The sequence below is a fragment of the Streptomyces sp. NPDC020299 genome, assembly GCF_044387825.1.
Classification (GTDB): Bacteria; Actinomycetota; Actinomycetes; order Streptomycetales; family Streptomycetaceae; genus Streptomyces.
Genome location: NZ_JBIRWL010000001.1, coordinates 711,058 through 734,832 on the forward strand (window position 1 = coordinate 711,058; position 23,775 = coordinate 734,832).

The following is a 23,775-nucleotide window of genomic DNA, read 5'->3' on the forward strand; positions in this document are numbered from 1 at the left end:
TCCTCCGCCTTGGCCAAGCATCGCGTCTTGCCGTCGACGACTGCGTCTTACCCTTGCCGGTGAGGATGAGCTCACTGCCACACTCGCGGCACCGCCACCTCCGCTGGTCATCCATGTCAACCTCGCGAGCGTCCACGTCCACCTCGTGACCGAGTTACGCAAACCACTCCAATCCGGCCTCCGCGCGAATGGCCGACCACTCGGCGGCCTGGTACGGCGTGATGTAGCCGATGGTCGAGTGGATCCGCTCCCGGTTGTAATGTTCCGCGATCCAGCGGAACACGTCCTGTCGAGCCTGCGCCCGGGACTCCCAGACCGTGGTGCCGATCTCCGTTTTCAGGACGGCGAAGAAACTCTCCGCGGCGGCGTTATCGAAGCACGAACCGGTACGACCGACGCTTCGCCGGATATCCAACTCGGCCAAGACCTTCTGAAATCGGCGAGAGGTGTATTGCGATCCGCGATCGGAGTGGAAGATCGCGTTGCCTGCCGTGTGTCCGCCCGCATGGGCCATCCGGATTGCGTCTGCGACGAGTTCCGCGCGCATGTGGTCGGCCATCGACCAGCCCATGACCCGGCATCGGCGCCGTGAAGTCCCGTTGGACGAGATCCGGCGCAGGCGGCGCCGTGCGGTCCTGCTTCGTCAGCGACCGCGACTTCCGGCGCGTTATCCCGACGATCTCACGCTCCCGCATGATCCGCGCGACGCGTTTGCGGTTCACGACGTGCCCCTGACCACGTAGCTTCTGAGTGATCCGGCGGGCGCCGTAGGCTCCCCGGGAATCTGTGTGGATCGCCCGGATGCTGCCGGCCAGGTCCTCTTCCGCATCGGCCTTCTCCTGCCGCGCTTCTCTGTTCTGGTGCCAGGCGTAGTAGCCGGAGCGGTCCCAGCCGAGAACATCGCACATCCGCTTCACCTTGTGGGTGCTCCGGTACTCGTCAACGAAACGGAAGCGGATCACCGTGTCGTCTCCCGCGCGAAATAGGCGGCAGCTTTCCGGAGGATCTCGTTGTCCTCCTTCAGCCGGGCGTTCTCCCGCCGCAGACGCTTGAGTTCCTCATTCTCGTCGGGGGTCATACCGGCATCACCCCCGCCGTCCGTCGACTGGGTGCGGGCCTTGTCGTCGCGGACCCACTTTCGCAGGGTCTCCAGATGAACGCCCGGACTGTGGGCGATGTCGGTGAGGGAGCGGTCTGTCGAGGAGCGCACCAGATCCACCGCGTCCCGCTTGAACTCTTCGGGACAGTTCTTCCGCTTTGCCACCTTGGATCACTTCCCCTGGATGACGAAGCATCCAGCGTCCAGGTGTCGGAATTTTCGGGGGTCACTCCAGAGGCGCCTGCTACCCGTTGCTGCGTCGTGCGGTCGCAGGGGTGAACCGAGGTCAGCGCCTCCCCAAAGGGAACCTGGGGATGCGATCCCGGCCAGCCACTCTCGTGCTGCCGAAGATCAGTTACGGGACACCCCTTAGACAAGTCCCATCGTTGCAGGTCAGGAGCACTCTCCGCTTATTTGACCAAGACCTGGACAGCCCCACTCGCGAAAGCGCGAGGTTAGAGGCCGGACGGATCGGTGACCCTGAGACGGTTCATGTCGCGGATCGCGGCACATCTGGTCCCACCTTGCCGAGACCGTCGAGAAGACCGTCGTCCAACACTGCGCTCTGCTCCGGGGCCGCGGACAGCAGGCCGCCTGTCCGACCGAACCCGGGAACAGCACGCGGCTGTCCATGCCCTCCTCGGCAAGGGAGTTGGGCTGCGAGCGATCGGCCGTGACCTCGGACTGATCCGCAATAACGAAGTCACCGCCGGGGAGCCGGGCCCCCTTCGCAACCCCTGCTTTCTTGCGAAATCTTCTGGGGTTGTCGCGCGGGTGCGGTACTCACATAATTTGGAGGCGTGCTCCAAGCCAGTGAATTCCTCACAAGGCAGTGAGCGGTGAAATTCACGCAAGGCGATGAATAGGGCCAGTCACAGGGTTTCAAAAGCCTGGAGAGTTCACAAATGAAACACGATCTGAAGGCCGTGCAGGAAGTGGTCGAACTCGTCACCGGTGGGTGGCGCGCACAGGCCGTATACGCGGCAGCGAAGTTCAGGCTGCCCGATCACATCGAAGCCGGCCTGTCTCGCGACGGCGAACTCGCCGAGGCGGCGGGGGTGGAGGAGCAGGGCATTCACCGCCTGATGCGGCTGCTGGTGGCGATGGGGGTGTTCGAGTGGAGCCCGGAGACGGGTTACCGCAACACCCCGGTGAGCACCGCACTGCTCGATCGGCCCGGGGCGATGCGTGACATGTGCCTGCTGTACGGCGAGGAGTTCTACACCGCCTGGGGCCGTGCCGCGGAGTGCTTCCGCACATCGACAGCCGGGTTCGAGCTGGCCTACGGTGAGCCGCTCTATCGCCACCTCGACAGCCACCCGGACCTGGCCGATCGGTTCCAGCGGACCATGAAGGCGGGCAACCTCTTCTTCGACCACGTACCGGAGATCTTCGACTTCTCCGGCAAGACGGTGGTGGACTGCGGTGGCGGCAACGGGCACCTGCTCTCGGTGATCCTTGAAGCGGCCCCGGACGCCCGCGGAAAACTGATCGACCGCGAACACGTCGTCCCGATCGCCCGCGAGTACCTGGCGGGAACGGTCGGCCTGGACCGGGTCGAGCTCTTCGGTGGAGACATGTTCACGTCAGTACCGGACGGCGGTGACGTCTACATCTTCTGCCGGGTGCTGGCCGGCTGGTCCGACGACGACGCCGTCGCGGCGTTCGAGCACTGCCGCCGCAGTATGACCAGCCCCTCCTCCCGGCTGCTGGTCATGGACCGCATGGTGGTGGACAACGGCTCCGCCGTGCTGCCCGCGCTGTGGGACCTGCACCTGCTCATGACGACCGGTGGCGGGCACCGTTCCGCCGATCGGTTCCGGTCCCTGCTGGACCGGGCGGGCCTGGACGTCGAACGGATCGCCGGGCTTCCGATGGAGACCACCGCGCTCATCGCCGCACCGCGCGCCTGACTCCCCGGCGCGGTCCGACAACACGGCCACGCACGTCGTGCCCGCGCCGGCATGCCTGTCCACCGCCGACTTCTCCCCAATGTTGGTCCCCCATTCCTGGCGAACCAGCCCGCCCACGCACCCGAGCAGGACGTGCCCGCTCCGGCGACGGTCCGGCGACACGGGGCGTCCCCGACGTATCCCCTCCCCACGTCCCGGAGTCCCTCCCCACCACGCCAGGTGATCCTCCCTCTCTCGGAAGAAGCCGACCATGAAGGGCATACCTTCCATCCGTTCGTACCCCCTGCCCACAACCGCGAGCGTTCCCGAGAACGTCACCCAGTGGACTGCTGACCCCCGACGGGCGGTCCTTCTCATCCACGACATGCAGCGCTACTTCCTCAGGAACTTCCCCGACCCGCTGCGCGCCGAGATCATCGACAATGTCGCCACCCTGCGCGAGCGCTGTGCGGCCGAGGGGGTGCCGGTGGTCTACACGGCGCAGTCCGGCGGGATGACCGAGCAGGAGCGCGGCCTGCTCAAGCACTTCTGGGGACCGGGTATGCGCACGGATCCGGAAGACCGGGCGGTCGTGCCCGAGCTTGCGCCCGCCGCCGGCGACTGGCGCCTGACCAAATGGCGCTACAGCGCCTTCTTCCGCTCGGAGCTGCTGGAGCGCATGCGGGCAGCCGGCCGCGACCAGCTCGTGCTCTGCGGTGTCTACGCGCACGTCGGTGTGCTGGCCACCGCACTGGAGGCGTTCACCAACGACATCCAGCCGTTCCTGGTCGCCGACGCCACCGGTGACTTCTGCGAGGCCGACCACCGACTGGCCCTGGACTACACCGCGCGGCGCTGCGGGTCGGTCGTCCTGACCGACGAGGTGTTCCGGGCATGAGCGCGCCGACCGAGAACCCCAACCGCACCCCGCTCGACCGCGTTCTCTCCCTGGAGCCGACCGCGTTCGCCCTGCTCCACCGGCCCGGAGCGCATGCCGCGCCGGCCACCGTCGACGTCCTGGTGGGGGACATGGCCCAGCTCCCGTCGTTGGCCGACATCCCGCTCCACGACAGCGGTGCGAACTTGCCCGTTCCACGGCAGGAAGTCCTGGTGCTGGTGCCCTACCGGCAGCTCACCGAGCGCGGGTTCGCCGCCCCCGACGACGGGGAACCGCTGCTCGCCATGACCGTCACCGCGCAGCAGACGGCCACGGTGCCCGAACTCCTGGCCCGCATCCCACAGACACCGCTCCGGCTGGTCGACCAGCACTTCGACACGTCGGACGACGAGTATGCCGAGACCGTACGCCGGATCGTCACGGACGAGATAGGCACCGGAAAGGGCGCCAACTTCGTCATCAGGCGGTCCTTCCTGGCCTGCATCAGCGACTACTCGCCGCGCCATGCCCTGTCCGCCTTCTGCGCCCTGCTGGCCCGGGAGCCGGGCACGCACTGGACCTTCGTCATCCACACCGGGGAGCGCACCTTCGTGGGCGCCACCCCGGAGCGCCACGTCTCGCTGAGCGGCGGAACGGCCGTGATGAACCCCATCAGCGGCACCTACCGCTACCCGCCCGCCGGGCCCACCCTGCAGGGCGTCACGGAGTTCCTCGCCGACCGCAAGGAGACCGAGGAGCTCTACATGGTGCTCGACGAGGAACTCAAGATGATGGCGCGGATCTGCGAGCGCGGGGGCCGGGTGACCGGGCCCCACCTGAAAGAGATGGGGCGGCTGGCCCACACCGAGTACTTCATCGACGGCAGAACCGACCGCGACGTACGCGACATCCTCCGCGAGTCGATGTTCGCCCCCACGGTCACCGGCAGCCCGCTGGAGAGCGCCGCGCGTGTGATCAGCCGGTACGAGCCACAGGGGCGGGGCTACTACAGCGGGATCGCCGCCCTGATCGGTACGGACACGGACGGCGAACGCACCCTCGACTCCGCCATCCTCATCCGCACCGCCGACATCGATGCGGGCGGCCGGGTCCGGATCGGGGTCGGCGCCACCGTCGTGCGCCACTCCGATCCGTTCTCGGAGGTGGCCGAGACCCATGCCAAGGTCTCCGGGCTCGTTTCCGCTCTGCAGTCCGGCGGCGCCTCCCGTTTCGGACAACACCCGGTGGTGGTGTCCGCGTTGCGGCGCCGCAACGCGGACATCGCGGGCTTCTGGCTGAAGGACCACGCCTCACACCGGGCGGTGGTGGCCGAGTCGGTACGGCCGGCGGGGCTGAAGACGCTGGTGATCGACGCGGAGGACTCCTTCACCGCGCTGCTGGGCCTGCAGCTGGAATCGCTGGGGCTGCAAGTGGCGACCCAGCGCTTCGACGACGCCACGCTCGACGGGTACGACCTGGTGGTCATGGGCCCGGGCCCCGGCGATCCTCGTGCGGACGACGATCCGAAGATCCTCTGCCTGCGGTCGGTGGTCGACGAACTCCTGGCCGGACGCCGGCCATTCGTCGCCGTCTGCCTGAGCCACCAGGTGCTCAGCAGGAGGCTGGGACTGGACCTCGTACGTCGTGACGCACCCAACCAGGGCGTGCAACGGGAGATCGACCTGTTCGGTGTGCGGGAACAGGTGGGGTTCTACAACACGTTCGCGGCCCGCAGTACCGAGGACCGGCGCCACGTCGACGGCGTCGGACCGGTGGAGATGAGCCGCGACCCACTGACCGGTGAGGTGCACGCCCTGCGCGGCCCCCGTTTCACCTCGATGCAGTTCCACGCCGAGTCGGTGCTCACCGTCGACGGGCCCCGCATCGTGGCCGACTCGATCCGGAGGGCGCTGGGTCATGAGGCTTGACATCGTGTGGTGGGACCTGGACCAGTCCTCCGCGACCATCGACTCGCTCCGGGAGCACATACGTCAGGACGCGGTCGAGCAATGGGCTGGCGTCCGCGGGTTGCGTCTGAAGTTCTGGATGGCGGACCGGGACCGCAACCGGTGGGGCGCGGTGATGGTGTGGGAGGACGACCGGCCCCAAGTCCTCCCGCCGAACCGGGCGTCCGAACTGATCGGCTATCCGCCGACCCACCGCTCGGTCTTCACCGCCGAAGCCGTCGTGGAGGGCGCGTACGCGGTGGCCGCCCTCCACGGGGCCGGCTCGGTGTTCACGGCCTAGGGCCAACTCACACATTACGGAGACCCTCATGCACGAGTACGTGGTCGTGGACGCCTTCTCCCGCACTCCGCTCGAAGGCAACCCCGTGGCCGTCTTCTTCGACGCCGACGACCTCACCAGCGACCGGATGCAGCGCATAGCCAAGGAAATGAACCTGTCGGAGGTCACCTTCGTGCTCTCCGCCCAGCAGGGCGCAGACGCCCGGATCCGGATTTTCACACCGGTCAACGAGCTGCCGTTCGCCGGTCATCCGTTGCTCGGAACGGCCGTGGCTCTCGGCGAGGTCAAGAAGACGGACACCCTGCGACTGGAGACAGCCATGGGTATCATCCCGTTCGAGTTCTGCGACGACGGGGGAGTAGCCGTCCGGATGCGGCAGCCGGTGCCGACGTGGAAGCTGTACGAGCGCGTCAAGGAGCTCATTCAGGCGCTGGGGGTCGAGCGGTCGACCGTACCGGTGGAGATCTACCGCAACGGGCCCCGCCACGTCTTCGTGGGACTGCCGAGCGTGGCCACTCTGTCCGCTCTCGACCCCGACCACCGCGCCCTGGCCCAGTTCCCCGACATGGCCGCCAACTGCTTCGCCGGCAGCGGCACGCACTGGCGTACGCGGATGTTCTCGCCGGCCTACGGCGTGGTCGAGGACGCGGCCACGGGCTCCGCGGCCGGACCGCTCGCCATCCACCTCGCCCGGCACGGACTCGCTGAGTACGGGCAGGAGATCGAAATCCTCCAGGGGGCCGACATGGGTCGCCCTTCCTACATGTTCGCCACCGCCCACGGGTCGGGGGACCACGTCGACGACGTCCGGGTGGGCGGCCACGGCGTTGTCGTCGCCCGCGGCGTCATCTACGTGTGAATGCGCGAGAGCGAGGTTGTGATGGGTACCAGCAGGCTGGAGAGTCTCACCGGTGAGATCGGTCTCGACTTCCCCGAATACGAGGCACCACCACCGGAACCGATGGCGCTCGTGAAGCAATGGATCGAGCAGGCCGTCGCGCGCGGTGTCCGGGAACCGCTCGCGCTGGCGCTGGCCACTGCGGACGCCGAGGGCCGCTCCTCCAACCGGATCGTCGCCGTCCTCGAAACGACCGAGCAGGGCCTGGTGTTCACCAGCCACAGCACCAGCCGGAAGGGCCGCGAGCTGTCCGCCACGGGCTGGGCGTCCGGCGTGCTCTACTGGCGGGAGACGGGCCAGCAGCTGATCCTCTCCGGCCCCGTGGCGCAGATGTCCGACGCCGAGTCGAACGCTTTGTGGTTCGGCCGCCCGATCCCCCTGCACGCCATGTCGGCGGCGTCCCGGCAGAGCGAGCTGCTCGAGGACGCCGCGGCCCTGCGCGTCGAGGCCGAGCGGCTGTCGGCCACGGGTACCGCGCTGCCCCGCCCGGCTCGGTTCGTCGGATACCGGCTGTGCCCGGCAGCCGTCGAGTTCTGGAGCGCGGACCCGGACAGGGCGCACCGCAGGCTGCGCTACGACCGTCACGGCGACGGCTGGCGCACAAGCAGGCTGCAACCTTAGGGAGTTCGACGACAAGGCCCGGGCCGCCGACGGCCCCGGAATCCGCCAGGCGCGACAGCCCCCGGGCGGGACGCCAAAGCCGCCACTGGTGGCGCGTCGCCGGAGTGAACCTCCCGGCCCGGCGTACGGCGCGGCCCCACCCACCCGCCCACTCGCGCAGGCCTGCGGCCAGGTCCTGCCAGTCCACCCGGCATCAGCCGACCGCCCTCGGCATACCACCGTTCCCCATACAAGAGGAGTAGCCCGTGAGGGACAACGCCACGAAGGTACGGGCTGCGCCGGACTCTCTGTCGCGAAAGCCGGGCGCGAGCCGGGCGCCGGCGCCGGCCTCCACGGGCTGGGCCTCGGGCGTCTTCTACGGGCGTGAGCCGACCGCCAGGTGAGGGTGAGCGGCCCGACCCGGCCGCTGCCCGACAAGGAGTCCGACGCCCTGGGGCCGCCCGGCCCGTCGGCACGAACCCGATGTCGGTGGCATCGCACCAGAGCGGGCCGCTGCCGGACGAGGACGCGTTGTGGAAGCAGGCCCGGGAACTGGGCCGGAGCAGCTCGGCGCTGCCTCGCCAGGATCACTGCTGGGCTGTCTGTTGGAGCCGTGTCGGTCGGTCGAGGTCTGGCAGGCCGACCGGAAGACCGGTCGCACCAGAGACTTCGTTACGAGCGTGATGGTTCCGGCTGGCGCGCGGACCAGCTCCAACCCTGATCGTGCTCTGGATCATGTACTCGAGGGGAAGGAAGGCAAGCCGATGTGTGGAATTACGGGCTGGATCTCGTTCGACCGGGATCTGACTCAGCAGCGCACGCAGCTGGACGCGATGACGGAGACCATGGCCTGCCGGGGCCCGGACGCCGGAGGTGCCTGGCTCGACCGGCACGCGGCGCTCGGTCATCGGAGGCTGGCGATCATCGACCTCGAAGGCGGCATCCAGCCCATGGTGGTGCCCACCGATGACGGCCCGGTGGCGCTCACCTACAGCGGTGAAGTCTACAACTACACCGAGCTCAGGAGCGAGCTGATCCGCCGGGGTCACCGGTTCGAGACCCGCAGCGACACCGAGGTCGTGCTTCACGGCTACCTGGAGTGGGGCGGAGCGGTCGCCGAACGGCTCAACGGCATGTTCGCCTTCGCCGTCTGGGACTCCCGGGTCGAGAAGCTCGTGATGATCCGCGACCGGATGGGAGTCAAGCCGCTCTACTACTCCAGCACCGACGACGGGGTGATGTTCGGCTCCGAGCCGAAGACGATCCTCGCCAACCCGCTGGCGGACCGCGCGGTCGACCTCGCCGGCCTACGGGAGCTGGCCGGCCTCACCCAGACGCCGGGCAGCGCGGTGTGGTGCGGAATGCACGAGGTGCTCCCGGGCGGCCTGGTCACCGTCGACCGCTCCGGCCTGCGAGAGCACCGCTACTGGACGCTGCCCACCCGTCCGCACACCGACGACCAGAAGACCACCGTCGCCACCGTGCGCGGACTGCTCGAGGACATCGTCAGCCGCCAGCTGGTCTCCGACGTCCCGCGCTGCACTCTGCTCTCCGGTGGTCTGGACTCCAGCGCGATCACCGCGCTGGCCGCCGCCAAGCTGGGCCGGTCCGGGGAGCACGGCGAGCCCGGCGAGAAGGTGCGCAGCTTCGCGGTGGACTTCGTCGGGCGGAAGGACCACTTCGTCGGCGACGAACTGCGTGGCACGATGGACGCCCCGTACGCACTCGAGGTGGCTGCGCACGTCGGCTCGCAGCACGAGTCCATCGCGCTCGACCACGCCGCGATCGCCGACCCGGACGTGCGCCGCGCCGTCATTACCGCGCGGGACAGTCCGTTCAGCTTCGGTAACGTGGATGCCTCGCTCTACCAGCTGTTCCAGGCCGTCCGACAGCAGTCCACGGTCGCCCTGTCCGGCGAGTCCGCCGACGAAGTCTTCGGCGGGTACCGGTGGTTCCACCAGCCGGAGGTCCAAGCCGCGCAAACCTTCCCCTGGATGGACGTCTTCGTCACCGGCCCGCAGGCCCAGTCGTCGGACCGGTTCAACGCCGACATCACCGCCGTCCTCGACCTGCCCACCTACATCCGCGACCGCTACTCCGACGCGGTCGGCGAGGTCGAGAGGGCCGAGGGCGAGAGCGACCACGAGATGCGGATGCGGGTGATGTGCTACCTGCACCTGACGCGCTTCGTCCGGATGCTCCTGGAGCGCAAGGACCGGATCAGCATGGCTGTCGGGCTGGAGGTCCGGGTCCCCTTCTGCGACCACCGCCTCGTGGAGTACGTCTACAACACCCCGTGGTCGTTGAAGACCTTCGACGGCCGGGAGAAGAGCCTGCTCCGCGCCGCGACGGCCGACCTGCTGCCCAAATCGGTACTGAACCGGGTGAAGAGCTCCTACCCCGCCACCCTGGACCCGCACTACAACAGCGCGCTGCTGCAGCAGTCCAAGGAACTGCTCACGACCAACGACCCGGTCTTCGACCTGGTCGACCGCAGCTGGCTGGAGGACATCACGCAGCAGGACTCGGCCTCCATGCCGATCCACGTCCGCAACGGCATGGAGCGCGTGCTCGACCTGAGCACCTGGCTGGACATCTACCGCCCCGAACTCCGCCTCTGACACCGAGTTCCGGTCGATTGCGGACGGCTCCGAGACAGCACCGCCGTTGCCTGCGAACGGACACGGTCGCAGGCAACGGCGGGCAGTCGGCAGCATTCACCGTGTCAATATCCGATCAGGGAACGCGCTGAAAAGCCTCCCAGTCAACCTATTTCCCGGGCTGCGATAAGGATTCGACCAGATCGCAGCGAGCTCTTGACGTAAATCACATGTAAGGAGAGCGTTGTGTCGGAATCCGTTAATTCTCAGGGATTCAGCGACGAGGTCGAGCTGCGTCGAATCAACCGCGCCACCGTCGAGCGCTACATGAATACCAAGGGTCAGGACCGGCTGCGTCGGCACGAGCTGTTCACCGAGGACGGCATCGGTGGTCTGTGGACCACTGACACCGGTGAACCCGTCGCCACCCATGGCAGGGACCGGCTGGCCGAACACGCCGTCTGGTCGCTGAAGTGCTTCCCGGACTGGGAGTGGTACAACATCCAGATCTTCGAGACCCAGAACCCCAACCATTTCTGGGTGGAGTGCGACGGTCGCGGAAAAATTCTCTTCGGCGACTACCCGGAGGGGTACTACGAGAATCACTTCCTGCACTCGTTCGAGCTGGAGAACGGCAAGATCAAGCGGGAGCGGGAGTTCATGAACCCGTTCCAGCAGTTGCGGGCTCTAGGCATTCCGGTTCCGGAAATCAAGCGCACCGGAATACCGGCCTGACAGGTACAACAACACCGCTGGATCGGAGTACGTCTTGGAAGACGTAAAGCGGGAGATTCGTATACGCGGGGCATCGCAGCAACCCGAATGGAGCGACCTTTCACAGGCTGGCCGGGTGGGCGAGTCACTTGCCACGCGCCCCACTCTCATACAGGCCGACGACCTGGCCACGCTGCGGACTCTGCTGGGCAGGGCGGCGCTCGGCGAAGCCATGGTGCTGCAGTCCGGTGACTGCGCCGAGGACCCGCGGGAATGCACACGCCACCATGTCGCACGGAAGATCGCGCTGCTCGACCTGCTCGCCGGGGCGCTCGGCCTGATCACCGGTAAACCCGTCCTGCGGGCAGGACGTATCGCGGGGCAGTTCGCCAAGCCCCGTTCCAAGCCCACCGAAGTGATCGACGGCGCCGAACTCCCTGTTTTCCGGGGACACATGGTCAACGGCCCGGAGCCCGACCCCGAAAGGCGCCGGCCCGATCCACTGCGCATCCTCACCGGCTACATGGCCGCCTGTGACATCGTCGAGCACCTGGGCTGGCGCGACCGCGCCGCAGGGCGCGAGGTCGTGGAGGCGCTGGTGTGGACCAGCCATGAGGCACTGCTGCTGGACTACGAGATACCCATGCTGCGCATGGACGACAAGGGCCGGATGTTCTTGGGCTCGACCCACTGGCCGTGGATCGGCGAGCGCACCCGCCAGGTCGACGGCGCCCACGTTGCCCTGCTCGCCGAGGTGAGCAACCCCGTGGCGTGCAAGGTCGGCCCCACCATGGAGCCCGACGAACTGCTCGCCCTGTGCGAGAAGCTCGACCCGTGGCGCGACCCCGGGCGGCTCACCCTCATCGCACGGATGGGAGCCGACGCTGTCAGCGACCGGCTGCCCCGCCTCGTGGAAGCCGTACGCGGCGCGGGTCACCCCGTCATCTGGCTCAGCGACCCCGTGCACGGCAACACCGTCACTGCGCCCGGCGGTTACAAGACACGGCTCGTGGAGACCGTCTCGCTTGAGGTGTCCCGCTTCGTCCAGGCCGTGCGCGCCGGCGGCGGCGTCGCCGGCGGACTGCACCTGGAGACGACGCCGGACGACGTCACCGAGTGCGCCTTCACCGAGGCCGATCTCGACTCCGTCGGGGACCGCTACACATCCTTCTGTGATCCCCGCCTCAACCCGTCGCAGGCCCTCGCCGTGGTCTCGTCCTGGACCGTCGGCACCGCCTGAACCGACGGCTTCTCTGCCTCTTTCTCCCTGCTCCCCTGTGCACGAAGCACACGCGCATCAAGCCAGGAGTAGGAGCCATCACTGGCATGCCCTCTATGTCCCCCTACTCGTTACCCGCCGAAGGAGACCTCCCCCGGCTGTCGTGTCCTCGAGCGCCGAACCCGACTGGAGTGGCCCTGGTCTGGAACCAGCGCCACCTGCTCCACGCCCTGCGCGAGTTCGAACAGCCCTACAACTCCCACCGGCCCCACCAAGGCATCGCAGACGCCCGCCCGCTGCACCCCCTGCCACCGCCGATCACCGACCCGGACGCCATCGCCCACCTCGACATACGACAACGCGAGCGCGTCGTTCACGAAGCGCGTCCATGTCCATCCGAGCCCCGAGGACCTGCGCGCCGCCTCGGATCACCTCATGGTTCTGCTCGGCTTCGAGGACGACGCGGCTGCCTGAACATACCTGATGGTCGTGAGAGAAACCTGCTTCACGATCAGCGTAAACACGGTCTGACCTGCTGTGATATGTGGATCATTAGAGCGTACCCCCATCATAACGTTACGTACATCCTGTACATTTTTTACAGATGCCGATCCATCGGAGACGGCTCTGCCGTGAGGAGGGGTATGCCATGACCCGACCGTTCGCCCGCCACGTCCTGCCCGAGTTCACCGAGCGCACGAGCACCGGTCACCGCACGCTCGATCCGTACTCGAAGCTGCTGGAGGGGCGGATCGTCTTCCTCGGGACACCGGTCGACGACGCCTCGGCCAACGACGTCATGGCGCAGTTCATGCATCTGGAGCACGACGCCCCCGACCGGGACATCTCGCTGTACATCAACTCCCCCGGCGGCACGTTCAGCGCGATGACGGCGATCTACGACACCCTGCGGTACATCAGCTGCGACGTGCAGACGATCTGCCTGGGGCAGGCGGTGTCGTCCGCCGCGGTGCTGCTCGCGGCCGGTACGCCGGGCAAGCGGTTCGCGCTGCCGGGCGCGCGGCTGGTGCTCCGGCAGCCGGCGCTGCCCGAGCCGACGCAGGGTCAGCCGAGCGATCTGTTCATCCAGGCGGAGGAGCTGACCCGGATGCGCGGCCTGCTGGAGGGGATGCTCGTTCACCACACCGGCCGCACCCCGGACCAGGTCCACGCCGACCTCGAGCGGGACCTGATGCTGGACGCCCGGGGCGCGTTGGAGTACGGGCTGGTGGACGGAATCATCCCCAGCCGCAGGGCGTCGCACACCGCCGCTCCGGACGCGGGGTGAGCCGCCGATGCTGCCACCGGAACTGCCGCCGCTGCCGGCCCTGACCCGCGCCGAGGGCGAGTTGATCGACCGTTACCTGGACGTGGTCGACCTGCTGGGGCGTATCAACCCGGCGCAGCACGGTGACACCTACCGTGGACTGCGGGCCGCCCAGGCGCTGGTGCGCAAGGCGGTGGAACTGTGCGACGCGCTGACGCTGATGCACCAGCGGGGCGAGACGGAGCTGCACGCGGCCACCCTGGCCCGGGCGCTCAGGGTGCTGGACGGCGAGCGCCGTACCGCGCGCGTCACCGTGCCCCCGGACGGCGCCGGTTGACGCTTGCGGGCTCGGGTCTGAGTCGAAACGGCCCAAAAGACGTACCCACGTTCGGAGTAGCAGCGCATCCTTTTCCAGGGTCTCCGAAGTTGCGCGAACCGCCCGGGCGATGACCGCCGGGAGAGGCTTCTGCCCTGGTCGGAGGGTGCGCGGCTGTCCCGTCAGCGGCTCGAGCACACACCTGTCCACCCGAACGGGCGAGTGGTGAGTAACACCACAAATCCCTGGTTCCGTTGGGATTTTCAGACAGTTGTGGGCGAAGATCCCTGTCTGACGACAAGCCCCCGCCACAACGGCGGGGCGATCCGAGCGGACGCCGAGTCCTGCCGCCGCCCGGATGACCGGTCGACAGGAGTGGATCGGCAGGAGTGGAGGACCCGAGCAAGACGGGTCGCCGGAGCGGACATCCGTTCGCTTCCGAGCAGCCCTTGGGGTGAAGCCGCGGCAACGCGGCCGGGCAACTTCGCCAGCCCGAATCCGACAGGTCATCCTTCACAGGCGGCTGACGAAGGGTTGCGCATGACTGCGCTCAATCGTGTCCCGTCGCTCATGGTCCGGGCCGGTACGGCCTCGGCCTTCGCCATCGCCGCCGTCGGCGGCTCGATAGCGGTACCCGGTGTCGCCCCCGACGCCGCCGCCGCGACTCCGGCGACGAAGGCACTCCAGATCGCGGCGTCCAAGAAGGGCTCCCCGTACAAGTGGGGCGCCACCGGGCCGCGCAGGTTCGACTGCTCGGGGCTCACGCTGTACTCGTTCAAGAAGGCGGGCAAGACCCTGCCGCGGACGGCCGCCCAGCAGTACAACAAGACCCACCACATCTCGGCCGGCAACCGCAAGGCCGGAGACCTGGTCTTCTTCCATTCGGGGTCGAACGTCTACCACGTCGGCATCTACGCCGGAAAGGGGAAGATCTGGCACGCCCCCAAGACGGGCGACGTGGTGAAGCTGCAGAAGATCTGGACGCGGAGCGTCTGGTACGGCCGCGTCAGCTGACCGGCCGTCACGCCTCGCGCGGCTCCGGGTACAGGGCCACCCCGGAGCCGTGCTCGGCCGTGAGGCGCCCTCTCAGGGGCGGTGCGGGACCGGACAGCCCCGCACCGCCCCTAGGGCCTGTCTGACAATTCCCGCCTGCCCCGCGGCGTCTGGCACGCACTCCCCCACGCTCGGCTTCGCTCGCGCGGGGGGACCCCCATGCCGCGTTGCCGAACCACCCACGTGGCTCCGCCACGAGGGCGCTCCGGCGCCTTGCGATCGCACGCTCCCCCACGCTCGAACGCGCTCGCGCGGGGGGACCCCCATCGCCGCCGCGGGGCCCGCCCTTCGGGCGGACGACGGGAATTGTCAGACAGGCCCTAAGGCTCCTGCTGCCCCGTTGTCGTGACCGGCCGGGCCGGTACCGACCACGGCAGCTCGATGAGGACGGTCTTGCCCCCCTCGCGGGTGCGCCGCACCCTGAGCCGGCCGCCGCACTCGACAGTCAGCCAGCGGATGATGACCAGGCCGCGGCCGTTGTCCTGCTGCACGGCCGCGGGGAGTCTCCTCGGGAGACGGGGATGGCTGTCGGTGACACCGATGCGCAGGTGCTCGTCACGGTCGAGCGCGAGGTCCACCGTGAAGGTGGGTGACTGCCCGAAGGTGTGCTGCACGGCGTTGGTGGCGAGTTCGGAGACGATGAGCCGGACGGTGTCGGCCGTGTCGGTGTCCGACGGCAGGCCCCACTCCGCGAGGGTGCCCACGACATAGGTGCGGGCCGCGGCGACCGAGGCGGGATCGCTCGGCAGAGTGACGGATGCTTCCAGATGGTCTGCCATGGCGACGTCGCCCCTTTCCCACGGGACCGGAGTCCGACACGGAGCGGATGGTTCGAGTACGGTCCCGGACTGGTGCTTCATCGCCAGACTGCCATCAGCACGCCGGTCAGCGGGTGGGATCCACCAGGATATGCATATATCTGTCGCTCGAAGCGGTGAACTCTGCGACGGCAGACCGTATTCGAGCGGCACGTAAGGAGTAATGGCGAGTAAGGAGTGGCCCATGCAGAACGGTCCCGCGGTGCGCCGCCGGAAACTGGGCGACGAACTGCGCACGCTGCGCACCGGCGCGGGCCTCACCAGCGGTGAGGCCGCCCGTCTGGTGGGCTGGCACCAGTCGAAGGTGAGCCGGATCGAGACGGGCGCCAGCGGGGTGAAATCGGCCGATGTGCGGTTACTCCTGGACGCCTACGGGGTGACGGACCGCCAACTGCGTGAGTTGCTGATGGTGCTGGCGGGATCGGACGAAGGCGGCGGCCGGCACCACTGGTGGCACGCCTACCGGGGGGTGCTGCCACCCACCTACCGTGACTTCATCAGCCTGGAGTCGCAGGCGAGCGGGATGCGCACCCTGGAGACATCGGTGGTCCCTGGGCTGCTGCAGACGCCGGAGTACGCCCGTGCCGTCACCCGGGCGGCCGTGAGCGGGAGCCCCGACGACACCGACGACACCGAGGAGCGGCTGGACGCGCTGGTGGAGGTGCGGCTGGCCAGGCAGGACGTGCTGCGGTCGGATCCGCCGCTGGAGCTCAGCGCCGTCCTGGACGAGGGGGTGCTGCGGCGGGAGGTCGGCGGACCGGATGTGATGGCGCGGCAGCTTGAGCGGCTCGCCGAGGCGGCGCGTCTGCCGCAGGTGCGCCTCCAGGTGTTGCCCTTCTCCGCCGGGGCGCATATCGGTATCACCGGCCCTTTCGTTATCTTCTCATTTCCGCGCACTTCTGATCTGGACGTGGTTGTTCTCGACCACTTGACGAGTAGCCTCTACCTCGAGCGGAAAGAAGACCTCCGGGCCTACTCAGAGGCCTTCAACTCCCTTCAGGTCCAAGCCCTTTCACCCGAGGACTCGTTGGATTACATCGCCGGGACAATTGACGGCGCGTAAGGAGGCACCATGTCTGCACTGCCTCGGAACGTACCTTCCAGCACCGACCTGCACGACGTGGGGTGGCTGCGCAGCAGCTACAGCACCGGAGCGAACAACTGTGTGGAGACGGCGAGGCCGCACTCCGGTCCCTGGACCGGACTGCTCGCCGTACGCGACTCCAAGGACCCGGCCGGCCCCGCGCTGCTCTTCTCCCCCGGGAGCTGGGCGGGGTTCCTCGCCGCGCTCCGCTGATCAGTTTCCGTCCAGGCGGCGCACGGCCGTGTCACGCCGACTCATGGTCGCGTCTCGCCGATCACTCGTACAGCGCGTTCGATCTCGGCCCCGGAGAGGTCCGCTCGGGCGGTCAGCCTGAGCCGTGAGATGCCGTCGGGCACGGAAGGAGGACGGAAGCAGCCCACGGCCAGGCCTGCCGCCCGGCAGTCGGCCGCCCAGCGCAGGGCCCCCTCCGGGGACGGGGCACGCACGGAGACGACCGCGGCGTCCGGGCGCACCGCCTCAAGGCCCGCGGCCGTCAGGCGCGCGTGCAGTTCCGCGGCCACCTCACGCGCCCTCTTGGCCCGTTCCGGCTCACGGCGCAGCAGCCTGAGGGCCGCCAGGGCCGCTCCCGCCGCGGCGGGAGCGAGACCCGTGTCGAAGATGAACGTTCGTGCCGCGTTGACCAGGTGGTCGATCACCCGGGCCGGTCCGAGGACGGCACCGCCCTGACTGCCCAGCGATTTGGACAGGGTGACCGTGACGACCACGTCCTCGGCCCCGGCGAGCCCGGCCGCGTACGGGGCTCCCCGGCCGCCGTCGCCCAGGACGCCCAGGCCATGGGCGTCGTCGAGGACCAGCCCGGCGCCGTGCGCCCGGCACGCCTCGGCGAGCGCGGCCAGCGGCGCCGCGTCCCCGTCGACGGAGAACACCGTGTCGGAGACGGCGACCGCGGCCCCCTCGTGCGTGTCCAGGGCCTTGCGGACCGCCTCCGGGTCGGCGTGCCCGACGACCTGGGTCGTGCCGCGGGCCAGCCGGCAGCCGTCGATGAGGGACGCGTGGTTGCCCGCGTCGGAGACGATCAGGGAGCCGTGCGGCCCGAGCGTGGTGACGGCCGCGAGGTTGGCGGCGTAGCCGGAGGAGAACACCAGGGCCGCCTCGAAGCCGCAGAACCCGGCCAGCTCGCGCTCGAGCTCGGTGTGCAGTTCCGTGGTGCCGGTCACCAGCCGGGAGCCGGTGGAGCCGCCACCCCAGGTCCGGGCGGCACTCGCGGCCCCCTCGGTCACCTCGGGATGGCGGGCCAGGCCCAGGTAGTCGTTGCTCGCGAGGTCGAGGAGCGGTGAGCCGGCGACCCGGGGCCGGAGGGTCCGTACCAGTCCGGCGCGGCGGCGCTGCTCCGCCTGGTCGTCGATCCAGCCGAACGCCATGGCTCCTCCGGGGATTTTGTAGGCAGTGGACAGACACTAACCGGACGCCCAGCCGCCCAGGGTGTGGCAATACCCACACGGCCAAGCCGTCTCCGTTGTGCAAACTCTCCTTGGCCCGGAGCAGTCACGTAGGACAGGATCGGACCTCATGGACCTGCTGAACACGCTGGTGGACAAGGGGCTTCGGCGCGAGCTGCCGACCCGCGAGGAAGCGCTCGCCGTACTGGCCACCTCCGACGAAGACGTACTCGATGTGGTGGCCGCGGCCGGCAAGGTGCGCCGGCACTGGTTCGGCCGGCGCGTGAAACTTAACTACCTGGTGAACCTCAAGTCCGGCTTGTGCCCCGAGGACTGCTCCTACTGCTCCCAGCGGCTCGGCTCCAAGGCCGAGATCCTGAAGTACACCTGGCTCAAGCCCGACCAGGCCTCCCAGGCCGCCGCCGCGGGCCTGGCCGGGGGTGCCAAGCGGGTCTGCCTGGTGGCCAGCGGGCGCGGTCCGACGGACCGGGACGTGGACCGGGTCTCCGAGACGATCAGGACGATCAAGGAGCAGAACGAGGAGGTCGAGGTGTGCGCCTGCCTCGGTCTGCTCTCCGACGGCCAGGCCGAGCGGCTGCGCGAGGCCGGCGCGGACGCGTACAACCACAACCTCAACACCTCCGAGGGGACGTACGCGGACATCACGACCACGCACACGTACGCCGACCGGGTGGACACGGTGCAGAAGGCGCACGCCGCCGGGCTGTCCGCCTGTTCGGGTCTCATCGCGGGCATGGGCGAGAGCGACGAGGACCTGGTCGACGTCGTCTTCTCGCTGCGCGAGCTGGACCCGGACTCCGTGCCGGTGAACTTCCTGATCCCGATGGAGGGCACGCCGCTCGCCAAGGAGTGGCACCTCACCCCGCAGCGCTGCCTGCGCATCCTGGCGATGGTCCGGTTCGTCTGCCCTGACGTCGAGGTGCGCATCGCGGGCGGCCGTGAGGTGCACCTGCGCACCATGCAGCCGCTGGCCCTGAACCTGGCCAACTCCATCTTCCTCGGCGACTACCTGACCAGTGAGGGCCAGGCGGGCAAGGCCGACCTGGAGATGATCGCGGACGCCGGGTTCGAGGTGGAGGGCGCCGGCGAGGTGACGCTGCCGGAGCACCGCGCGGCGGCCGGGGGCGGCTGCGGTGCGCACGCGGAGGCGGGGTGCGGGTCGCACGCCGAGGCCGGCTGCGGGTCGCACGCGGACGCGGGGTGCGGCTCCCATGAGGGCGGCGGCGTCTGCGGTACCGCCGCGGCCGCCGCGGTGGCGGGCGAGCCCCGCACCGACCTCGTCGCCGTCCGCCGCCGGGGTGCCGGAACGGACCTCGCGCCCAATGCCTGACCTGTCCGGCCCGAGCGTGCCGGAGCTGCTGGAGCTGGACCGGCGGCACGTGTGGCATCCGTACGGTCCGATGCCGGGGCGTGTCGATCCGCTCGTCGTGGAGTCGGCGAGCGGGGTCCGGCTCCGGCTCGCCGACGGCTCGGGTGAACTCGTCGACGGCATGTCGTCGTGGTGGTCGGCGATCCACGGCTACAACCACCCGGTCCTGAACGAGGCGGCGCGCTCGCAGTTGCGGCGGATGAGCCATGTGATGTTCGGCGGGCTCACCCACGAGCCCGCCGTACGCCTCGCGAAGCTCCTTGTCGACATGTCGCCGGAGGGGCTCGAGCATGTCTTCCTGGCCGACTCCGGTTCGGTGTCGGTCGAGGTCGCGGTCAAGATGTGCCTGCAGTACTGGCGTTCGCTCGGCCGTCCGGAGAAGCGGCGGCTGCTGACCTGGCGGGGCGGCTACCACGGCGACACCTGGCAGCCGATGTCCGTGTGCGATCCCGAGGGCGGGATGCACGAGCTGTGGAGCGGGGTCCTCCCGCGCCAGGTGTTCGCGGACGCGCCGCCGGTGGAGTACGAGGACGCCTACGCCGGCCGGCTGCACGATCTGATCGAGCGGCACGCCGGTGAGCTGGCCGCCGTGATCGTGGAGCCGGTGGTGCAGGGCGCGGGCGGGATGCGGTTCCACTCCCCGGCGTATCTGCGCACGCTGCGCGAGGCGTGCGACGCGCATGACGTGCTGCTGGTGTTCGACGAGATCGCGACCGGCTTCGGGCGCACCGGCGCACTGTTCGCGGCGGACCACGCGGCCGTGACCCCGGACGTGATGTGCGTGGGCAAGGCCCTGACCGGCGGCTACCTGACGATGGCGGCGACGTTGTGCACCGCGCGCGTGGCCGACGGCATCTCGCGGGGCGAGGTGCCGGTGCTGGCCCACGGGCCGACGTTCATGGGCAATCCGCTGGCGGCGGCCGTCGCCTGCGCCTCCATCGGGCTGCTGCTCGGGCAGGACTGGCTCTCGGAGGTCAAGCGGGTCGAGGCGGGTCTGCGTGACGGGCTCGCTCCGGCCGCGCGGCTGCCGGGAGTGCGGGACGTACGGGTCCTGGGCGCGATCGGGGTCGTACAGCTGGACCACGAAGTCGACATGGCGGCGGCCACCCGGGCCGCCGTGCGCGAGGGCGTCTGGCTGCGGCCCTTCCGCGACCTGATCTACACGATGCCGCCGTACGTCACCGGTGACGCGGACGTGGCGCGGATCGCGCGTGCCGTGTGCGCGGCGGCGCGGGAGGGATGAGATGCCGGTACTGGTGATCACGGGCACGGGCACGGAGGTCGGCAAGACGGTCACGACCGCCGCCGTGGCGGCCGCGGCGGTGGCGGCGGGGCGGTCGGTCGCCGTGCTGAAGGCCGCGCAGACGGGTGTACGGCCCGAGGAGCGCGGGGACGCCGACGAGGTCGCGCGGCTCGCGGGAGCCGTGACGACGGCCGAACTGGCCCGCTATCCGGAGCCGTTGGCCCCGGGTACGGCGGCGCGGCGGGCGGGCATGGCGCCGGTGCATCCGCACGAGGTGGCCGAGGCCGCCGCCAAGCTGGCCACGGAGCACGATCTGGTGCTGGTCGAGGGGGCGGGCGGGCTGCTCGTCCGGTTCGACGCGGCGGGCGGCACGCTCGCGGACGCGGCCCGGCTGCTGAAGGCGCCGGTGCTGGTCGTCGCCTCGGCCGGGCTGGGCACGCTGAACACCACCGAGCTGACGGCGCGCGAACTGCGCTCCCGGGAGATCGAGTTGCTGGGCGTGGTGATCGGCAGCTGGCCCGGCTCCCCTGACCTGGCCTGCCGTTGCAACCTCGCCGATCTCCCGGAGGTGGCCGGGGTCCCGCTGCTGGGCGCGCTGCCCGCCGGGGCCGGGGCGCTGCCGCCCGAGGAGTTCTGCGCGATGGCGCCGGGCTGGCTGGCTCCGCGGCTGGCCGGGACCTGGGACGCGGAGGCGTTCCGCGTACGCCACGCTCCCTGAGGGGGTGCCTCAGCGGTTGCCGGGGGCGTCGTCCCCGAGCAGCCGTACCAGTTCGATCCGCGACCTGATGTCCAGGCGGGCGAAGACGCCGCGCAGATGGTGGTCGATCGTGCGGGGGCTGAGGGCGAGGCGGTCGGCGATCTCGCGGTTGGTGGCGCCCTCGGCGGCCATGCGGGCGATCACCAGCTGCTGGGGCGTCAGCCGGGCGGTCGGGCCGGTCTGTGCGGTGGGCGGCGGGGGCAACGGGGTACCGAGGGCGCGGAGTTCCGCGCGGGCCCGGGCCGCGCAGTGCGGGGCGCCGAAGGACTCGAACGCCTCCAGGGCGCTGTGCAGCCGGTCGCGTGCCTCGCCGCGGCGGCGCAGTCGGCGCAGCGCGCTGCCGAACAGCAGCTCCGTGCGGGCACGTTCGTAGTCGCGGGTGCCCCGGGCGTGCAGGTCGAGGGCGGTGCGGTAGTGGTCGACGGCCTCGGCGCCGGGGGCGAGCAGGGCCCGGCAGCGGGCGCTGAGGGCCAGGTCGTCGGGGCTGCGGACGGCGCTCGCCCAGCGGTGGTAGTCGGCGTGGGCGGCGCGCGCGACACGGGTGTCGCCGGTGCGGACGGCGGCCTCCACGTAGTGGGGGGTGGCCAGGTGCCGGATGGCGCGGTGGCCGTGGCCGGGGCCGAAACCGGCGAGGGCGCGCAGCCGGGCCGCCGCGGCGGGGAAGCGGCCGCCCGTCAGGTCGAGGAAGGCGAGCGCCCACTGGGCGAGGGCGGCGGGCAGGCCGAGCCCGCGCGCCAGGGCGTGGGAGCGGGCGGCCCGCGCATGCTCCTGGCAGGCCTCCTCGTCGCCGGTGACCGCCGCGAACATGGCCAGGGCGGCCCGCAGATGGCAGGCGCCGTTGTCCTGCCCGGTGACGTACGCCAGTTCCAGCGCCTCCCGGGCGGCGGCCTCGGCGGCGCGGGAGCGGCCCGTCCAGAAGTCGGCGTAGGCACGGAACTCCATGGCCTGCGCGACGGTCGCGAGCGTGCCCCGGGACCGGGCCGCGTCGGCCGCCCGGAGGGTGGCGGTGGCGGCGCGGGAGTGGTCTCCCAGCATCAGGGCGGCGATGCCGGCGTGGATCAGCAGGGTGGGGTCGCCGCCGGGCCCGCACCGTCCGGCGGTCCGCTTGAGCAGGTCCCGGGCGTCCTCGTAGCGGCCCTCCACCGCCGCGGCCAGCCCGCCGAGCGCGCCGGGCGGCGGCACGCCCAGCCAGTGGGCGACCAGGAACGCCTCCCGGCACCGCCGCAGATCCCCGGTGTAGACGGCGGCCTCGGTGACCAGGGCAAGCAACTCCACGGCCTCACCCACCCGACCCGCGCCACGTGCCTGAACCGGGCTGTCCGCGCGTGCGCCGTCGTACCCGGCCGGCCTGCCCGCACCGCCCCGCCCGGCCACGCCCCCGGCCGGGCTTCCCGAAACGCCGTACCGGCCCGGAACCCCCGGTCGTCCGGCCCGGATCGCCGCCGTCAGCAGTGCGTCGAAGGCCTCTGCCGCGTTGCCCGCGCGCAGGGCGAGGGCTCCGTTCAGGGCGGGGTCGTCGGTGCGGGCGGCCAGGGTGCGGGCCCGGTCCGCGTCGCCGGTGCGCCAGGCGTCGGCGGCGGCGCCGGCCAGCAGCCGGGTGCGGGTGCCCGGCTCGGTGCAGAGGGCGGCGGCGCGTTCGGCGAGCGCACCGGCCAGCGCCGTGTCGCCGGCGGCCCGGGCCCGGTCGGCGGACGTGCGGAGTTCCGCGGTGAGGCGCGCGCTGGGACCGAGGGCGCCCGCGGCCCGGTGCCAGGAGCGGCGGGGCGCTTCGCCCTTGCCGCTCAGCACCCGGGCGAGCAGCCGGTGGGCCTCGCGCCGGTCCGCCGGGGAGGCGGCCTCGTACGCGGCGATCCTCGTCCAGGCGTCGCGGAACTCCGCCCCGTCGACGGCTGTATGTGCGACGCCCGCCACGTCGGCGGCCTCCAGCGGCCGGGTGTCGAGGCGGGCCGCGGCGACGGCGCGCAGGAAGGCGTGGGTGGCGACCGGATGCTGATCGGCCGCGGCGAGGAGGAGCAGCAGCCGGGTGTCGTCGGGCAGGGAGCGGATCTCCTGGCGGTGGGCGCGCAGCAGCCGGGGCGCGACGGCGGCGGGCGCGGTGGGCAGCGGGTCGAGGCCCGCCGCCTGTCGTTCGGTCAGGCGCGGGAGGAGCTCCGCGACGGCGCGCGGATCGCCGTACGCGACGTGCCGCAGCCGCACGCGGACGCCCGCGGTCGGGGCGGGCCCCGCGTCGGAGAGCGGCGGTGGCGAAGTGCGGTCCAGAGGTGGGGGGTTCACCGGCGTCACCACACCATCGATGTTACT

At 70.3% G+C, this 23,775-nt stretch carries 22 protein-coding genes, 1 pseudogene and 1 riboswitch; of the genes and pseudogenes, 17 read left to right on the forward strand and 6 right to left on the reverse strand.

The window, feature by feature from the left end:
* Positions 1–154: 154 nt before the first annotated feature.
* From ACH45E_RS03340 to ACH45E_RS03350, 3 genes and pseudogenes are all read right to left on the reverse strand, one after another.
* On the reverse strand, positions 155–571 hold the full coding sequence (locus tag ACH45E_RS03340) for a DDE-type integrase/transposase/recombinase (RefSeq protein WP_361435668.1): 417 nt from the start codon (positions 569–571) through the stop codon (positions 155–157).
* A 97-nt stretch (positions 572–668) separates the two neighbouring features.
* Positions 669–908 (reverse strand): annotated as a pseudogene (locus tag ACH45E_RS03345) (IS3 family transposase); the annotation flags it as partial.
* Between the two features lie 50 nt (positions 909–958).
* Entirely contained in the window at positions 959–1,264 is a 306-nt protein-coding gene (locus ACH45E_RS03350; RefSeq protein WP_361435665.1) for a transposase, read from the reverse strand.
* A 740-nt stretch (positions 1,265–2,004) separates the two neighbouring features.
* Between ACH45E_RS03350 and ACH45E_RS03355 the strand changes: the two genes are divergently transcribed.
* From ACH45E_RS03355 to ACH45E_RS03410, 12 genes are all read left to right on the forward strand, one after another.
* Positions 2,005–3,012, forward strand: a complete 1,008-nt coding sequence (locus ACH45E_RS03355; RefSeq protein ID WP_361435662.1) for a methyltransferase — start codon at positions 2,005–2,007, stop codon at positions 3,010–3,012.
* 250 nt (positions 3,013–3,262) lie between these two features.
* A complete protein-coding gene (locus tag ACH45E_RS03360; protein ID WP_361435659.1) occupies positions 3,263–3,889 on the forward strand; it encodes an isochorismatase family protein in 627 nt (208 codons plus the stop codon).
* On the forward strand, positions 3,886–5,796 hold the full coding sequence (locus ACH45E_RS03365) for an anthranilate synthase family protein (protein WP_361435656.1): 1,911 nt from the start codon (positions 3,886–3,888) through the stop codon (positions 5,794–5,796). Before ACH45E_RS03360 ends, ACH45E_RS03365 begins: the two co-directional genes overlap by 4 nt.
* Positions 5,786–6,115 (forward strand): hypothetical protein, encoded by a 330-nt coding sequence (locus ACH45E_RS03370; RefSeq protein ID WP_361435653.1) that lies wholly within the window; start codon positions 5,786–5,788, stop codon positions 6,113–6,115. The genes ACH45E_RS03365 and ACH45E_RS03370 overlap by 11 nt, the downstream gene beginning before the upstream one ends.
* A 28-nt stretch (positions 6,116–6,143) precedes the next feature.
* Positions 6,144–6,974 (forward strand): PhzF family phenazine biosynthesis isomerase, encoded by an 831-nt coding sequence (locus ACH45E_RS03375; RefSeq protein ID WP_361435650.1) that lies wholly within the window; start codon positions 6,144–6,146, stop codon positions 6,972–6,974.
* A 21-nt stretch (positions 6,975–6,995) separates the two neighbouring features.
* Entirely contained in the window at positions 6,996–7,634 is a 639-nt protein-coding gene (gene phzG / locus ACH45E_RS03380) for a phenazine biosynthesis FMN-dependent oxidase PhzG (protein ID WP_361435647.1), read from the forward strand.
* Between the two features lie 743 nt (positions 7,635–8,377).
* A complete protein-coding gene (gene asnB, locus ACH45E_RS03385; RefSeq protein ID WP_361435644.1) occupies positions 8,378–10,234 on the forward strand; it encodes an asparagine synthase (glutamine-hydrolyzing) in 1,857 nt (618 codons plus the stop codon).
* Between the two features lie 225 nt (positions 10,235–10,459).
* Positions 10,460–10,948, forward strand: coding sequence for a PhzA/PhzB family protein (locus ACH45E_RS03390; RefSeq protein WP_361435641.1), 489 nt, complete (start codon positions 10,460–10,462; stop codon positions 10,946–10,948).
* A 34-nt stretch (positions 10,949–10,982) separates the two neighbouring features.
* Positions 10,983–12,167, forward strand: a complete 1,185-nt coding sequence (locus tag ACH45E_RS03395; RefSeq protein WP_361435638.1) for a 3-deoxy-7-phosphoheptulonate synthase — start codon at positions 10,983–10,985, stop codon at positions 12,165–12,167.
* Positions 12,168–12,795: 628 nt separating this feature from the next.
* On the forward strand, positions 12,796–13,434 hold the full coding sequence (locus tag ACH45E_RS03400; RefSeq protein ID WP_361435635.1) for an ATP-dependent Clp protease proteolytic subunit: 639 nt from the start codon (positions 12,796–12,798) through the stop codon (positions 13,432–13,434).
* 7 nt (positions 13,435–13,441) lie between these two features.
* Entirely contained in the window at positions 13,442–13,750 is a 309-nt protein-coding gene (locus tag ACH45E_RS03405; RefSeq protein ID WP_361435632.1) for a hypothetical protein, read from the forward strand.
* A gap of 304 nt (positions 13,751–14,054) precedes the next feature.
* Positions 14,055–14,266, forward strand: a riboswitch (cyclic di-AMP (ydaO/yuaA leader).
* A 3-nt stretch (positions 14,267–14,269) separates the two neighbouring features.
* On the forward strand, positions 14,270–14,743 hold the full coding sequence (locus ACH45E_RS03410; protein ID WP_361435629.1) for a C40 family peptidase: 474 nt from the start codon (positions 14,270–14,272) through the stop codon (positions 14,741–14,743).
* Positions 14,744–15,102: 359 nt separating this feature from the next.
* Here the strand turns inward: ACH45E_RS03410 and ACH45E_RS03415 are convergent, their stop codons facing one another.
* A complete protein-coding gene (locus tag ACH45E_RS03415; protein ID WP_361435626.1) occupies positions 15,103–15,561 on the reverse strand; it encodes an ATP-binding protein in 459 nt (152 codons plus the stop codon).
* Between the two features lie 223 nt (positions 15,562–15,784).
* On the opposite strand from ACH45E_RS03415, the gene ACH45E_RS03420 reads away from it, so the two are divergent.
* A complete protein-coding gene (locus ACH45E_RS03420; RefSeq protein ID WP_361435623.1) occupies positions 15,785–16,663 on the forward strand; it encodes a helix-turn-helix transcriptional regulator in 879 nt (292 codons plus the stop codon).
* A gap of 9 nt (positions 16,664–16,672) precedes the next feature.
* The gene (locus ACH45E_RS03425) at positions 16,673–16,897 is read left to right on the forward strand and encodes a DUF397 domain-containing protein (RefSeq protein ID WP_361435620.1); all 225 of its coding nucleotides are present in this window, start codon (positions 16,673–16,675) and stop codon (positions 16,895–16,897) included.
* Between the two features lie 41 nt (positions 16,898–16,938).
* On the opposite strand, the gene ACH45E_RS03430 is transcribed toward ACH45E_RS03425, so the two are convergent.
* On the reverse strand, positions 16,939–18,066 hold the full coding sequence (locus tag ACH45E_RS03430) for an 8-amino-7-oxononanoate synthase (protein ID WP_361435616.1): 1,128 nt from the start codon (positions 18,064–18,066) through the stop codon (positions 16,939–16,941).
* A 148-nt stretch (positions 18,067–18,214) separates the two neighbouring features.
* Here ACH45E_RS03430 and bioB point away from each other — a divergent pair, with 148 nt between their 5' ends.
* Genes bioB through bioD form a run of 3 tightly spaced genes read left to right on the forward strand, consistent with a single transcriptional unit; the run spans position 18,215 to position 21,435 of the window.
* A complete protein-coding gene (gene bioB, locus ACH45E_RS03435) occupies positions 18,215–19,435 on the forward strand; it encodes a biotin synthase BioB (RefSeq protein WP_361435613.1) in 1,221 nt (406 codons plus the stop codon).
* A complete protein-coding gene (locus tag ACH45E_RS03440; RefSeq protein ID WP_361435610.1) occupies positions 19,428–20,717 on the forward strand; it encodes an adenosylmethionine--8-amino-7-oxononanoate transaminase in 1,290 nt (429 codons plus the stop codon). Before bioB ends, ACH45E_RS03440 begins: the two co-directional genes overlap by 8 nt.
* A gap of 1 nt (position 20,718) precedes the next feature.
* Positions 20,719–21,435: a dethiobiotin synthase gene (gene bioD, locus ACH45E_RS03445; RefSeq protein WP_361435607.1), complete on the forward strand. Its 717-nt coding sequence runs from the start codon at positions 20,719–20,721 to the stop codon at positions 21,433–21,435.
* 9 nt (positions 21,436–21,444) lie between these two features.
* Here bioD and ACH45E_RS03450 read toward each other — a convergent pair whose 3' ends face one another.
* Entirely contained in the window at positions 21,445–23,757 is a 2,313-nt protein-coding gene (locus ACH45E_RS03450) for a helix-turn-helix transcriptional regulator (RefSeq protein ID WP_361436819.1), read from the reverse strand.
* Positions 23,758–23,775: the final 18 nt, after the last annotated feature.